A 15,354-nucleotide genomic window follows, 5' to 3' on the forward strand; every position below is an offset into this window, starting at 1 on the left:
AAAAAGAAGTACTTAAGAAAGAAAAAGAAGTACTTAAGAAAGAAAAAGAAAGTACTTAAGAAAGAAAAAGAAGTTACTTAAGAAAGAAAAAGAAGTACTTAAGAAAGAAAAAGAAGTACTTAAGCCAAAAGATAGAAAACTGCTATTACAGCTCATCACTGAATTACATACTTTAGAACAAAGCATTAATAGTCAAGGCGCATACCTGCGCTCACGCAGTTTAACCACCAACGCACAAGCTCATTTACCTTTAGGTAACGAGACCCTACGCACAACGGTGTATCACTTTTTAGCAGATAAGCCCTCGTCTATTATTAAGGGCACGGTGTTTGCTCATAAAGAATTAAACGAGGTTCTTGGTTCGCTTCATGCGGACATCAACTTAGAAACGTTGTCACACTGCATCGGTTATGTCATGCGTTATCCACAATGGGGCTTCAAGCAAAAAACACCTCCTACGCTAGGAGTGGGCAGTCAATCCTATCAAGAGATTAGAAAAGCATATGGCGAAATACCTATCCAAGACATCATTAATAAACTAGTAAAACAATTGGATGCTCACGGTGGTGCCGAACTTTTTGATGTAATGAGAAGTGAACTTAATGATAATGCCGAAGGATTTGCTGATATCATACAAGCCCTCTCTTCTTCTGACGTTCAACATAGTTTTGACCCTGAAATATACGCTTGGGCCCCGCATGTGGAGCGCCTATCCTGTTACTACCGTAGTCAACATACGACGGTGAAGCTAGGTGAAAAAAGTAATGAGGGCAGCAATGCCTTAAATGACATTGCAGTTTTATGGAAAAAACAGCCGTGGCAAAAAAAGTACGGGTTTGCACAAACGCCTAAGTTAGAGCCGCATGTCCAGGAAGTACTACGCATGCAAGCCTTGCTTTTGTTCTGTTACCAAAAAGCGCCTTATTTTTATTCGCCTTATAACCTTCATTACGAAGCATACAATGGAGTTAAGGATGGTGTTGTAGGGTTTGTTACCGCTCCTTACAAAATCATTCGCCATCCTATTGATACGGCCACCGATTTTCATCGTACGTTCTTCACCAAGCAAGGATTAATTAATTTAGGCATGACTTTTTACAATCACCCAGTACGCATGTCGGCCAATCTGATTACTGTCGGTGGAGCGGGTGCTGCCTTAGGCTATGGGGGCTGTATGTTATGGAAAGCCTCGCTTGCTACGGCAACACCGCCATCATTGCTTGGCATGCATGCACCAGTGCCACTTGCTGCTCACGGCGTTGCAGTCCCTACAGTGGTCTCAAGTACAACAACAACAACCACAACACTTGTGCAATCATCGAAAGAAGAGACATTGGAACAGCAGAGTCAATCACTCACACAAGGGTCTGTTTCTCCTGCTCACACTAATAACCTTCGCTTTTTTAAACCTCAAGAGACGAATTATTTCGTCAAGCATTGGACTGTTGCAAGCCAGGGGGCTTCTTGGTTTAAAACGGCTCAAACTCGAAAACTAGATCAGGCATTTGCAGAGCATGCCAAAATAAAGCCACGTTCTGAGAATGCTGATCGTAAGTTAATGAGTTCGCTGGATGAGTGGCTTGAGGCCAAAAAAGACTCCAACTCTAGTCGTTACGATTTGGTTGTAGCAATGCGCGAGCAATTAAAGGAAGTTATTGAGAATGCTTATACCAGCACTTTAGCGAGTTCGCATACTTTATGATAGTAAGCGGTTAGCTACGGGTTACAGAGAGTAGGTATCAGGGCAACCGCATCTAGTTGACGCTCGAGGAATGGTTTTTGGTTTACAAACAAGAGGAAAGATTGAATCGCCTCTGATGTCATTACCTCCAAAAGCCACTTAGGTTTATGATTGCTGGCCTCAATTTGGAACCGAGGAAGCGAAACTTTATACCCATTTTTTGATTAATAAAAATGGGTTTGCTTTCAGTCCTCGTTAACAGCCCGATAGATTAGTCATCAAGACAGATAATTTAAACAAACAAATCCGCTGGGTTTTGGCAGTTGATTGGATTGAACGTTAGGAGCTACTCAATTAGTGGTCAGACTCGGTTAATTTGGACAAAATCAACCTTTTTAGGGGAAAAGCATTATTCGCCAATTTTAAAAAAACATTGCGTACAACGCGTATGATTGGCGAGTCATTTGTAAATAACGTTGCAATGCTATTCGTCGTTATGTAAACCAGTTTGGTTAATTGTCGATGTTCACGTTCATAACGAGCCAGGGTCGCTTGTAAGCCAATAAAGGAATTCGATTTTAAGGCTATTTTAATTTTGTTGGATAAATTACATTGCCCTTGAACGCCAAAATTAAACCCATGCGCTGTTACTGGGTGCATACCTACAGCTGCATCCCCTACTAAAGCAAAGCATTTACCAACAAATTGATTTGCATACACACTGATAAGAGGGTAGCAATACCGCGCTCCAACCAATCTCATTTTACCATATTTAAAGAAGCTGAGTTTTTCAATTTCAGTATGAAACTTAGCAGCATCCATGTTCATAAAAAGGCGCGCCTTATGTGGTGAAATAGTCAAAACAACGGAGCACTTGTTATTGCACAAAGGCAATATTGCCAGTGTATACCCATAATGGAAGCATTCATGTGCAATATTGTTATGATTTATTTCACTTTCCATTTGGCAAACGATAATGTGCTTTTCGAAATTAGTCATTGCCGATGATATGCCCATTTTCTCACGGATAGTCGAAAAACGACTGTCTGCTGCTACCAACAATTGACCGGTTATTTTTTCGCCATTGGATAATGTTAAAAATGCTGATTTATCCGTTGAGTAGGCATCAATAGCGGTTACATTGTTGATCAATGAAATATTGCTGTATTTTGTTGTATTTTGAAATGCTGCTTTTCGAATTAGATGATTTGAAACAATATAGGCGAGATTCTCTTGTTCCGCATCTTTGGCATGAAAATCTAATGCATATGAAGATGAGCCATTTAAGACTTTTGCCTGTTTAATTTCTGAGACCATATCGATTGGAATATGCTGCCAAACCCCTAGTTCAGTGAGTATTTTTTTAGACAAATGTGTAATTGCAATATCTCTTCCATCGCGTGTAGGTAACGCAAGGCGTTCCTGACTTTGCTGTTCAATCACAACAACTTGCAAACCTAGTTTGGCAACAGATGCGGCAAAACAAAGTCCTACAGGCCCACCTCCTACAATTATAACATCATAATTTTTCATTGATTTCCTTTGTATCTATCAATAAGTCATGATAACTAGAACTCAAGGACTGTAACATTGATCTATGTCATGTTCTGTCGTGGTATGATTGAGATGGTTGATGTTTAAAGCGCCTACCTCAGGCATCGATATCTCGTGTTAATGGATATCTCCTTTATTGAATTCTAACTGTATGCTATTAAATCTTGCAAAGAAGGTATAAAGCGTAATCAAATCAAGTTAGACTTAAGGAGGAGTATTGAATATAGACATTTAAAGGTAAGGGATGCGTTATATAAGTCTAGTAATTATCATATTGTTACATTTCACTTTTAACGAAGTGATTGCCGCTTCCTCTATTACTTTTAAACAAGCATTAAGCATGGCTTATCAGAATAACCCTGAATTACACGCTGAAATGGATAAAGCGCAAGCTATTCGTGGTTATTTTATTCAAAGCGGTCTTTATCCCAATCCTCAATTGACTTTGACCGCAGAAAATTTTGGTGGTTCAGGTAGCTATTCCAGTTATGAAGCCGCAGAAACAACTGCTTCGGTTACCCAACCTATTCCTTTGGGGCATCGACTACAGTATTTGAAAAAAGCAACGTATGCGGATTATTTAGCCTCTCTTGCTCAAATTAAAGTACAAAAAGCGGTATTGTATGTGGCAGTTGGTGTGGCTTATGTCGATGCCTTCTATGCCTGCCAATGGCATCAAGTCAGCAAAAAATTCACGGGGCTCAATCAAAATATTGTAAATGCAATCGAACGCCGCATGAAGGCCGGTGCTGGTTCCGAATTGGATTTACGATTGGCCCAGGTACGATTAGGTGAGGCGCGTATTCAAGAAAATAAAGCCGCTCGTGATGCCTTGTTGCAGCGCGCAAAATTAGCTCGCTTATTAGGGGATGGCTTAAGAGTCGATAAGTCCTTAGTGGATAAAGGGTTGCCAAGTGTTTCATTAAACTGGTCGCAATTACTTAAAAAATTACCGCAAAGTCCCCAGTTAGTGCAATTGCAACAACAATTACAAGCAAAACGCGCGACTATTACTGCGGTGAAAAAGTCTGTGTGGCCGGATTTAAATATACAATTGGGAGGCCGCCATTTTTCTGATGACGGCAGCAATGCCGCAGTGGCATCTGTCTTTGCAGAAGTGCCTGTCTACAATAGAAAGCAAGGAAAAATCATGACTGCTGAAGCCCAATACACGCAAACGGCTCATGAACTTCAAGGCGCACGTCTTGATGTGCGTCAAAATATCTACGCTGTTTTTTTACAAGCCGAACAAAGTCACTATGAAGTCAATCAAGTAACGAAGTCATTACTGCCTTTAGCACGTAAATCAATAAAGTTGGCGCAGGACGGTTATCAAATGGGACGTTACACTTACATTGAATTATCAATAGCACTTAATTCGCTGTATGAAGAAGAACGTCATTACCAAAAGGCGCATGCGGATTATCATAAAGCCTTAATTCAACTTACCGGGCTTTTAGGGTTAAATCCTACTAAGGAGAGTCCATGATCTTTTCAAAGCCACTTATTTATAGTGTACACCTGTTAATTTTTTTATTAGGGATAACTTCTTTTTCTTTATGGGCTGATGATGCATCACTTGGCGCACAAGCAAACACTCATCAAGAAAATATGAAGAAAGGACCACACGGCGGACGTTTATTTACAGACGGTGATATAGCTCTTGAGCTTTTCATTTTTGAACGTGGCATGCCGCCACATTATCGTGCTTATGTGTATCAGAATGGCCAATCCATCGCGCCCGAGAAAGCCCAGTTAACTGTTCAATTAACGCGATTTGGCGATAAACGAGAGTCAATTTTCTTTATTCCTGCCGGAAATTTTTTACAAAGCAAAGAAGTGATTAATGAGCCTCATTCTTTTGATGTGCGCATTAAGTTGGAATTACAAGATAGAAGATATACTTGGCATTATGCGACCTATGAAGGACGGGTTAAAATGGTGCCCGCTATTCTTGAGGCTGCGGACATTCAAACGGCTATAGCTCAAGGCCAAACAATTAAAACCCAATTAAAGGTCGTAGGCAAAATTGCTCCCAATCGGGATACCTTAACCCCTATATATGCACGTTACTCAGGAATTATAAAATCGATAACTAAAAATCTGGGTGAGGAAGTCACCAAAGGGGAAGTATTAGTCACGATTGAGAGTAACGAAAGTTTACAAAATTATACGATTAATGCGCCTATGAGTGGGACCATCGTGCAAAAAAATGCGACCAATGGGGAGTTGACACAAAACACCAAACCTATTTATGAAGTGGCTAATTTAGCTAATGTGTGGGCTGATTTTACCTTGTATCGTAAAGAAGTGCCTTTGGTAAAGCAAGGTATGGAAGTGACTGTAACTGGAGATGATGGAATGCCGAAGTCCACCAGCACTATTTCCTACATTGCGCCCTTAGGTATTGAAGACAGTCAAACGACGTTAGCGCGAGCAGTGCTTTCTAATGAACCGCGTGTGTGGCTGCCTGGTATGTATGTGACCGGGGCGATCACCATTCAAGAAAAAACAGTTCCGGTTGCTGTACTTTTGTCCGCCATCCAGCACATGGATGAAAAAGACGTAGTATTTGTTCAACAAGGGGATTATTTTGAGCTAACTCCGGTTATTTTAGGACAAAGAGATGACCAGTGGGTAGAGGTGTTATCAGGCATTGATCCTGGTCAGCGCTATGTTAGTAAAAACAGCTTTTTTATGAAAGCTGAATTAGGCAAAGATGGCGCAAGCCACGAGCACTAAGGATGCATGATGCTTGAGAAAATAATTCATTTTTCCCTAAAACATCGTTGGTTTGTCTTATTATTTATGGCAGCTATTGTTGTTTATGGTGTGTATAATTTTCAACGTTTGCCCATTGATGCGATTCCTGATATCACCAATGTACAAGTGCAAATCAATACACAAGCTTCAGGTTATTCTCCTTTTGAGGTAGAGCAACGAGTTACCTTTCCTATTGAATTGGCTATGAGCGGACTTCCGAACTTGGATTATACCCGTTCTTTATCGCGCTATGGGTTATCACAAGTCACGGTCGCATTTAAAGAGGGTACCAACATTTATTTTGCACGACAATTAATTAATGAACGCTTGCAAGAGGTCAAAGATAAATTACCTCCGGGAGTAGAAACCACCCTCGGCCCCATCTCGACTGGGCTTGGTGAGATTTTTATGTATACGGTGACAAATAAAGTCAATGGGGCAAGGAGTCCGCGTTATAATCCCACGGAACTGCGTACCATACAAGATTGGATCATTAAACCACAATTGCGTAATGTCGAGGGGGTTGCCGAAGTAAATACTATTGGCGGTTATGAAAAGCAATTTCATATAACTCCAGATCCCATGAAACTTGTTCGATATCGTTTAAGTTTAAACGATATCGTCGCGGCATTAGAGCGCAATAATGCGAATGTCGGTGCGGGTTATATTGAAACTAATGGCGAGCAAAATTTAATTCGCGTACCGGGGCAGGTGCAAAACATTGCCGATATTGAAAATATTGTCATTGCCAGTTTTGAAGGAACGCCGATCCGAATTCGTGATGTAGCGGAAGTAGATTTGGGCAAAGAGTTACGCACCGGCGCTGCTACAGAAAACAGCAAAGAAGTTGTCTTAGGTACTGTCTTCATGCTTATGGGGGAAAATAGTCGCACCGTGTCTGAGCGAGTGGCCGCCAAGATGAAAGAAATTAATAAATCACTGCCAGAAGGCATTGAAGCAGTCACCGTCTATAATCGGACTTTGCTGGTGAACGCTACTATTAATACGGTTAAGAAAAATCTATTGGAAGGCGCATTATTCGTTTGCGTTATTCTATTTCTTTTTTTAGGAAATATTCGCGCAGCCTTGATTACTGCGATGGTGATTCCTTTGTCGATGCTACTTACCATTACCGGGATGGTATCCAATAAAATCAGTGCCAATTTAATGAGTTTAGGCGCACTTGATTTTGGTTTAATTGTGGATGGTGCGGTGATTATTGTTGAAAACTGCATTAAGCATTTGGGGGAACAACAGCATACACTGCATCGTGTTTTAAATTTAGACGAGCGCTTGAACGTCATTACCAATGCGACTACCGAAGTGATTCGGCCTAGTATTTTTGGTGTCTTTATTATCACCGTTGTTTATTTACCGATTTTGACGCTCACGGGAGTTGAAGGGAAAATGTTTTTACCAATGGCTGAGACGGTAATTATAGCGCTGCTCTCTTCCATGTTCTTTGCCCTGACTTTTGTTCCAGCAGCCATAGCGATTTGTTTATGCGGACGCATACAGGAAAAAGAAAATTGGTTGGTACACTACCTCGCGTTGGGGTACGCCAAAGTCTTGCGGCGTTGTTTCCATGCCCGACGTTTGGTTATAGGAGCCTCGGCTGTTTTGGTGGCTATCAGTCTGTTGGCTTGTGTTTCGTCTGGGTGGAGAATTTATTCCAAGTCTTGATGAAGGTGATATTGCCATGCATGCCATGCGTATCCCGGGAACAAGTTTAACACAAGCCATTACCATGCAGCATTTAGTTGAGAAGCGGATAAGTCAATTCCCTGAGGTAAAGCAGGTCTTTGCGAAACTGGGAACTTCAGAAGTAGCAACAGATCCCATGCCCCCTAATGTCGCGGATACCTTTATTATGTTAAAGCTTCGAAAGGATTGGCCTAATCCTAAAAAAAGCAAACAAGAATTAGTCCAGGAAATTGAACAGGCATTAAAGCAAATTCCGGGAAATAATTATGAATTCACCCAACCTATTCAAATGCGATTTAATGAATTAATTTCCGGAGTACGCAGTGATGTCGCAGTAAAAATATTTGGTGATGACATGAATACACTGTTAAAAATTGCAGAGGCCATTAGTACGCAATTAAAAAAAGTGCCCGGTGCTGCTGATGTGAAAGTAGAGCAAGTCAGCGGTTTACCGCTGCTAACTGTTGAAATTAATCGCGATGCTTTGGCGCGCTATGGATTACAAATTAGTACCGTCCAAGATGCTATTGTAATTGCTATAGGTGGCAAAAAGGGAGGGGAACTCTTTGAAGGGGACAAGCGTTTTGATTTAGTGGTTCGTCTGCCTGAATACTTACGCTCTGACCCTAATGTATTGCGGCAAATTTTTATTCCTTTACCACCGGCTAAAGACGGTGAACGTCATTTTATTCCGTTGAGTGAAGTAGCCAAAATGGTGCACAGTGAAAGTCCGAATCAAATCAGTCGTGAAAGTGGTAAGCGGCGGGTCGTGGTTAGTGCTAACGTACGCAACCGAGACTTAAGCTCGTTTGTGAATGAGGCCAAACAAGGGATTGAGCAGAATATTAAAATTCCCAGTGGTTATTGGGTTACCTGGGGTGGGCAATTTGAACAGTTACAATCAGGCTCACAACGATTACAAATCGTTGTTCCTATTACGTTGCTTGGGATTTTCTTATTGCTGTTTATGAGTTTTGGTCGAGTACGAGATGCGCTCTTAGTCTTTAGCGGCATTCCGTTAGCATTAACTGGTGGGGTATTGGCGTTATGGATAAGAGCTATTCCTTTATCCATTTCAGCCGGTGTTGGCTTTATTGCCTTGTCAGGGGTGGCTGTACTCAATGGTCTTGTCATGATTACTTTTATCAATAAACTGTATGAGCAGAAAAAAATGTATTTAAAGGATGCGGTATTACAAGGGGCACTGGCGAGGCTTCGTCCAGTGCTCATGACGGCTTTAGTTGCCTCGTTGGGTTTTGTACCCATGGCATTAGCTACAGGCACTGGCTCTGAGGTGCAACGACCCTTGGCGACTGTCGTGATTGGTGGCATTATTTCATCAACTTTTTTAACCCTCTTAGTGTTGCCCGGTTTGTATTACGTATTTCATGAGCGACACAAAAAATCGGTGGTTAAAAAATTTAGTGCGTAAATTTACTTACGATTTTGTAGTGCTGATTCACGCTCCGCTTTAACTTTTTTCTGCGTTGGTTGGGCAAAAAAACCTTTTCGCTTCAAGAGATTTCCTTGGTCTACCTCACTCATTTCTTCATCAACAGGGGTTAAGGTGTGTTCCTTTTTAATCTCTAGTTCTGCAAGTTGGAGCAAATCCCTAAACGTAGGTTGGGGGGTAAGGTTTTTTTTCTGCGCTTTCGCGACATTATGCGCATACGCGGCAACCATTAATGAGGTTTTCTCCTGATGAAGTCCTTTATTAATCAGGATGGTTTCCATTTCATCGCGAGTATAGGCGGGGAGCGTGACGGTCATTAAGCGCCGAGCAAGCGCCGTACTTGGGGCGCGTCGCCCATTCATGGTAACTGGGTTTTGAGTGCCAATAATCAAAAACCCGGGGCGCTCAGGACGCTTGCCCTCAGGAGTTTTGCCCATCAAGAGATCGTTCAGTAGGCGTTCCATCATGGGTGAACTGTTGATTTCATCAATAATCACCACCGCCCCTTGATGAAAGGCTTTGAGCAAGAGGTTTTTTTTGTCTTCCATTTGCATACTCACTGGTATGCGGTAAAAGGGTTTTTCAGGTAAATTCTGCGCGTGATGTACTTCTTGGTAGCCCTGGGCAATGAGGGTACTGAGAACCAATTCACTTTTACCAATCCCGGGCTCACCCTCAAGGACAATCCCGCCCAATCCCCCATAGCGCTGCGCCTCATTTAATGCCATAGTGCATCTAAATTGGCGTAAGGCTAGAACATCATTTAAATGATGACTGATTTGTTGCCGCGAAGGTGTCACCAAAAATTGCGGAGCGACTACGAGGTTTTCTTGCCGTACCAATTCTGATTTAGGCTTAAATTGTTTGTCCAATTCCTCTCGATGTTGCTCTGGGACTAAAGTCGAAGCCAGGTACCATGCATAATGTTGAGCCGCCAGAATATCCTCGTGCTCTGGGTGTTGTTGCTGGTAGGATAAGACGAGTAGGGCCATCATTTGTAATTCACGCGGAGAGATTAGAATCTTATCGGTGGAACATTCACCTAAAAATTTATAAATGTTGAGCAAAGGGGCGCATAGGTTTAGCACCTCTGCTTCGTGCTTACTCTGCATAAAGATAGGTTTTAAAATCCGTTCATAAATAAATTCCTGGGGCATGGATTCAAAAACAAGCGCATTCCCATGGCGTGAAAAAAAGGGGGCAAGCCGGCGTTCATCGCCATAACTGACGGGATTTCCCGCAAATAAGACTTTATGTGCGGACGTTAGCGGATAATAATGCCCTTCAATGAGGATGCCTGGCGGGTTATTAAATAACCCTTCAAACTCACTCCATTCGCGCTCACTTAAATTAGCCTCATCAATGAACAGAATTTTGCGTTTACTGGAGGCATCTTTTGCCCAGTCCGACAGGAGCGCCTCACCAATGTACAGGACATCCTGTTCTGTATTAAAATTTTTTTCAACAAAAGTAGATTTGCCAACGGCAGTCAGGCCCGTGAGGAACACATAGGGCGCATGGGTTAACATTCGGTTCACCGCGTCAAGACGTTGTTGCTCAAATTCATCGGCGATTTGGGCGCTGTTTTGTGCATTAAATTCCTGAAGAACCACCCCTGAAGACAAACCTTGTAATCCTTGCCAGGCATCCTTTGTTTGGGTTGCTCGTTGGTAACTTAAGCGCGCATGAAGAAGGCTAAGCGGCTCTTGATTAATCAGTGATTCATCCAGCATTTGCACTTCATCTGCTGAAAAGTGACGTTGTAAACAGTCCTGTTTTTCCTGGCGGCTGACTTCGTGCTTTTGAGCGGGTAAGTAATGAAAAGGGTCATTTTCACTGAGTAAAACCAATTGCCCTTGGGAATTTTGATTGCGCCGTCTTGCCAATAAAAAAGGAGCCAGGGAATCGACCAGTTCGCTTGAGAAACGACCTTTTAGCATCACTTTATTTCCCTGCTCTAGAGCCAGCAGAAGGGCATGATGCTTTTGTTCGAAGCGCATTGCGCCGCTCAGAGCATCCACCTGGGCTTTGATGTGGATTAATAAGTCATCGCCTTCACATTCTGAACTCTCGATAACTTGCCACTCTTTATCCTGTGACGTCAACTGCTGGGCGGTGGTATCACAATCCGTACTGACCAGTATCGTGGTGTGCGCTAAGGTGGTTCCGGTCCACTCACTTAACGCCCTGGGGGCTTGCGCTAAATCAACACCCAATACCGCTGGAAGAGGGATGCCGGGTGCGCAATGCACCGTTAACTGTACGGCGTGCTCTTGGCAGGCTGATAAAAACAGAGCCCACTTGTCGTCACTTAAAGCCCCGGTCAGATTAACCTGCAAATGCTCCTGGGTATAGGCTTGAATGAGCCCCTCCAGGGTATTGAGCATTTGGGTTTCATTGTTGCAGCAGTAGCGCGTGAAATAGTCATTGAGGCACTGAGCATTTAACACATAAGCTGGTTCATTTAACGTTAGACCAGCCTGCCAAGTAACCTGAGTGGTTAATTGTTCCCAGTCATAACCGCTACTGTGTAGGAGTTGCAAGGAGTCAGGGAGATGGATTACCCGCCCTGCTTGTTCAATTTTGCCAAGAAGACAGGCTTGTTGCCAAAACTGCACAAATTTTTTATCCTCCCAGGGCGCATTTTTTAATTCCAGGGGAAAATTCCATCCTAAAGCGCGTTGCAACTCATCAACGGTATATAAAGGCATTTCTTGGGGTTCAACTGGCGGGGCACTATGAAAGGCTTTTTGCAGCGCGCCCTCAATAAAATAAAGCGCGTCGTTCTGAATAATCCAGCGTCCAAGCAAGCGTTCTTCCCAATCGGGGGCATTGTATAAATTAATGGATACGGTCTTGAGTTCGGGTGTTTTCTCACTAAGTGGAAGTGGTGCTAAGCCTTCGGATAAAGAGAGTCCATCGGGGCATTGTTCGATAAGATTAAACCGCGAGTAAAAATCAGCCCCTTGATAACAGTCTGGTTTTTTAGAATTAATAAGGCCGATAATGAGGGTATCTGGCGGAATAGGGACGCCGTCGGCCAGACGTTCCTTATCCAATAAGCTATTAAAGCGCACCAGGTCGTCTGCTTCAAAATTATCGTAATTGATTATCAGTACGGCCGGGTTACTCTTATCTTTATTTTGTTGCAAAAAATCATATAAAGGTCCACCGGGTCCGGGCATTAAAATGCCTCGATTGCCTTCGCGTTTTAAAAAAGGCGCACTGCACATTAAATCATCGGGTGCATTGATGTAAAAGAAGGGGCGAGCGATTTTTTTACACCAGGATTGGAGCTGCAAATGTGCGTGGTGTACCTCATCACTGCTTGTCAGTTCAATGAGTCGTTTCTTGGCCTCGCCTGGCTGGGTTAAGTGCTGGCAAAAACCTAAAATAGTCTCAAGATACGGGGCGTGCTTTTTCCAGGTTTGGAGCTGCTTTTCGTACGGCATGGATGGAATGGATTCAGCAGGTGTCCAGGATTCGTTAACGCTGAGTTGGACGGGATATCCCCCCAAATCATAGGCTACCCATTGATGATGCAGATTAATCTCTACAAAGGCATGACATTGGTTGGTGATGATGCGGACAGGAATTTCAGGGTAGTATTTTTCCATCAATACTTTAAAAACCAAAGCTCGGTGCCTGCAGGCGCCTTTTTTTTGGGTGATGAGGCTGTTTAAGTAGTCTATCCCTGTTGCGGCCTCTTGGTTTATTGCTAATGCACCAGAACCAAATTCAGAACAATACTTGATGAGGTCATGAATGCGCTGCGGTAGGGGGGCTGTTCTTGTTGTGCGGGCTACTTCCAAGAGAAAACTTATCTTGCGTAAACCTGGAATGGTACTGCGAACATAATACAGGTTGTCGCGAGCTGACCAGGAAAACTCAATATTTTCCGAGCCTGAATCAACCGAAAAATGAGTGAGCGTTTCCTGAGGCGATAAAGACGTGAGGGCTTGCCATTCGCGGGTTAACCTTAAGGTCTGTTTGCCCAGGTAATAAGTGCATCCTGTTTTCGTACGTGCACGTTGTTCTCCTAGTTCCTGGAGCTCATCGACCAGTATGGGTTTGGGGCAATCAGAGAGCGTGCTCTCGTCATTTTTCAGTAGAAACGCCTCATCTAAACTACAAGGCGACGGTGTGATGCCTACCTTGTTAAATGCCTGCACGCGATAGTTGCGTATTTCGGGTATTGGCTGTTGCCCTAAAGGGTAAAATACCCGGTTTACCGCTAGTTCGTTATTGGCTGAATAATGGGTATCGGCATCCATTGGCATGCAGGCATCAAATGAGTGTTCTTCAATTTGCTCCGTTGGACTGTCGTCATGCTGCTGTTGATCGGTGAGCCAGTCGTCATATTCATCGATGTCTCCTAGTTCAAGTACGATTCCTTGCATTAATTTCTTGAGATCACTATCGATATGCAGGGTTTCATTACAGTCGGCAATGCACAGTTTTTTTAGATTGGGCGCTGTCTTTAGCCAGGCTTGCAGTTGTCTTGCATTAATATTGCATCCCTCGACATCAAGATGAATAAGGTGGTGTAGGTGAAGTGTTTCTATAAAATTATCAGGTAAATCAATGCTGTGAGCTAATCGGAGGTATTTTAGTTTTTCTGTTCCACTCAGTATATTTTGTATATTATGGCGGCTGGTATTGCAGCCACTAAGCGTCAGGTCCTTAAGATGCTTCAAATTAATATTTTGGCTGAAATTATCGGTTATTGTTGAGTCAAATAACCAAAAGACTTGAAGTTTGGGATTTTTATGCAATAAATTTTCAAGAGCGGCAGCGCTGATCGTATTGAGCCCACCGCTACGAAGCTCAAGTTTTAGCAAATTTTGCAAATTAAGTTGTTCTAGGGCATTAGCTGGAAGGCGACAGTTATTTAACGAGAGCTGTATCAGGTGCGGGCTTATAATTTGTTGCAAATCAGCAGCGCTAATAGCGGAGTCCGAGATATGTAATTGTTTCAGCATTTCGAAATTTAAATTGCCTTTAAAATCCTGCGGTAGAACAGTACTGTCTAATATATGGAGCATTTTAAGGTGCTTTGCTTTAGCAAGGAGATTCATGCTGAATGTACCGCTTTGGAGAAACAGATGCTCAATCCCTTCGAGTTCTAGAATGGTTTCTTTTGATAAGTCCTGAGGTAATATCAACTTGAGTACTGTCAGATTATGTATTTTAGCCAGCAGCCTTTGCAAGGTGTTAATCCCTATTTCTTCATAAATGCTGAGGGATTGAATGTTAGAGAGGTGCTCGAGGTTAAACGTTATATTATTGGCTGTAATCGATTCTTTTGAAAGTAATTCATCAGCTAATTCTTTATTTAATGTAAGTTTTTTATAGCGTTCAATGCTTTTGATTTGTAACAAAAACGTTGTTAGATTTGACAAAGGTTCAGGGTAGTCAGGGGGAAATTCATCATAAATAATGTATTCAAGAGGCGGTGTGGATTCATGAATGGCAATATTTAAGGCCTGGGGCAATTTATCACTTTGTTCATACAGTTCGCTCAAGTATAATTGGTGCGGATGAGAGGATAGTCCATCATTAAACAGAACATCCATCCAATAATTATCTAAAATAAAAATTTTATCCGGTGATAATTGGCATTGAGCAACAGCAATTTGTTTTATTTTATTGCTGGGGACTGGGGTGAGCAATTCTAATCTTAGAGGAAAAAGAGAGAATAATTCGTCCTTTGTCAATTTATAGAGTTCTCCTTGCTGCGATCTATCATCTGGCAAGTCATCATGCCATGAATCATCCATCCTTTTTAACACGTTGAACGCAAACGGCTCCAATATATTTTGCCATAGATAAAGAGGAAACCCATCATCAATTAATCGAGCCAGTATTTTTTGTGCCTTAACCATCTTTTCATTAGACCAGTATTCAGCAGTCCAATCACTCAGGATCAGGGTTTTTGGCTTTTGCACACTGATAAGCGTAGTGTTTTTAAATGGTTTTTTATTTTGAATTAAGCGGCTAACGTCTAATATCCCCGATGGTTGATTCGTGTGCGATAGCCCTGGTTGTTTGCTGTTGAAGTAAAAGGAAGACGGGTATTGCATTGGCTTTCCAAAATAAAAACAATGTGTGTTAATTATATGTTGTGGTGGGTGATTTTTACAATAATTAGAAAATATTTAATCATATTCCTTTGTTTGCTCTCCACATAGCCTCTGCC

General features: G+C 42.3%; 5 protein-coding genes and 1 pseudogene. 4 read left to right on the forward strand and 2 right to left on the reverse strand.

The features are described from left to right. Window positions 1-277 precede the first annotated feature (277 nt). Entirely contained in the window at window positions 278-1,702 is a 1,425-nt protein-coding gene (locus tag LDG_RS08840) for a hypothetical protein (RefSeq protein ID WP_006870950.1), read from the forward strand. 333 nt (window positions 1,703-2,035) lie between these two features. Here LDG_RS08840 and ubiM read toward each other — a convergent pair whose 3' ends face one another. Then, complete coding sequence (ubiM, locus tag LDG_RS08845; protein ID WP_006870951.1) at window positions 2,036-3,214, reverse strand: 5-demethoxyubiquinol-8 5-hydroxylase UbiM; 1,179 nt, start codon at window positions 3,212-3,214, stop codon at window positions 2,036-2,038. A gap of 265 nt (window positions 3,215-3,479) precedes the next feature. On the opposite strand from ubiM, the gene LDG_RS08850 reads away from it, so the two are divergent. From LDG_RS08850 to LDG_RS08860, 3 genes and pseudogenes are all read left to right on the forward strand, one after another. Further along, window positions 3,480-4,724, forward strand: coding sequence for a TolC family protein (locus LDG_RS08850; protein WP_040535093.1), 1,245 nt, complete (start codon window positions 3,480-3,482; stop codon window positions 4,722-4,724). Further along, window positions 4,721-5,977, forward strand: a complete 1,257-nt coding sequence (locus LDG_RS08855) for an efflux RND transporter periplasmic adaptor subunit (RefSeq protein ID WP_006870953.1) — start codon at window positions 4,721-4,723, stop codon at window positions 5,975-5,977. Before LDG_RS08850 ends, LDG_RS08855 begins: the two co-directional genes overlap by 4 nt. 9 nt (window positions 5,978-5,986) lie before the next feature. Next, window positions 5,987-9,134, forward strand: a pseudogene (locus LDG_RS08860) (CusA/CzcA family heavy metal efflux RND transporter). A 2-nt stretch (window positions 9,135-9,136) separates the two neighbouring features. Here the strand turns inward: LDG_RS08860 and LDG_RS08865 are convergent. After that, window positions 9,137-15,238: an AAA family ATPase gene (locus LDG_RS08865; RefSeq protein ID WP_040535094.1), complete on the reverse strand. Its 6,102-nt coding sequence runs from the start codon at window positions 15,236-15,238 to the stop codon at window positions 9,137-9,139. Window positions 15,239-15,354 lie beyond the last annotated feature (116 nt).

It is taken from the genome of Legionella drancourtii LLAP12, from assembly GCF_000162755.2.
Classification (GTDB): Bacteria; Pseudomonadota; Gammaproteobacteria; order Legionellales; family Legionellaceae; genus Legionella; species Legionella drancourtii.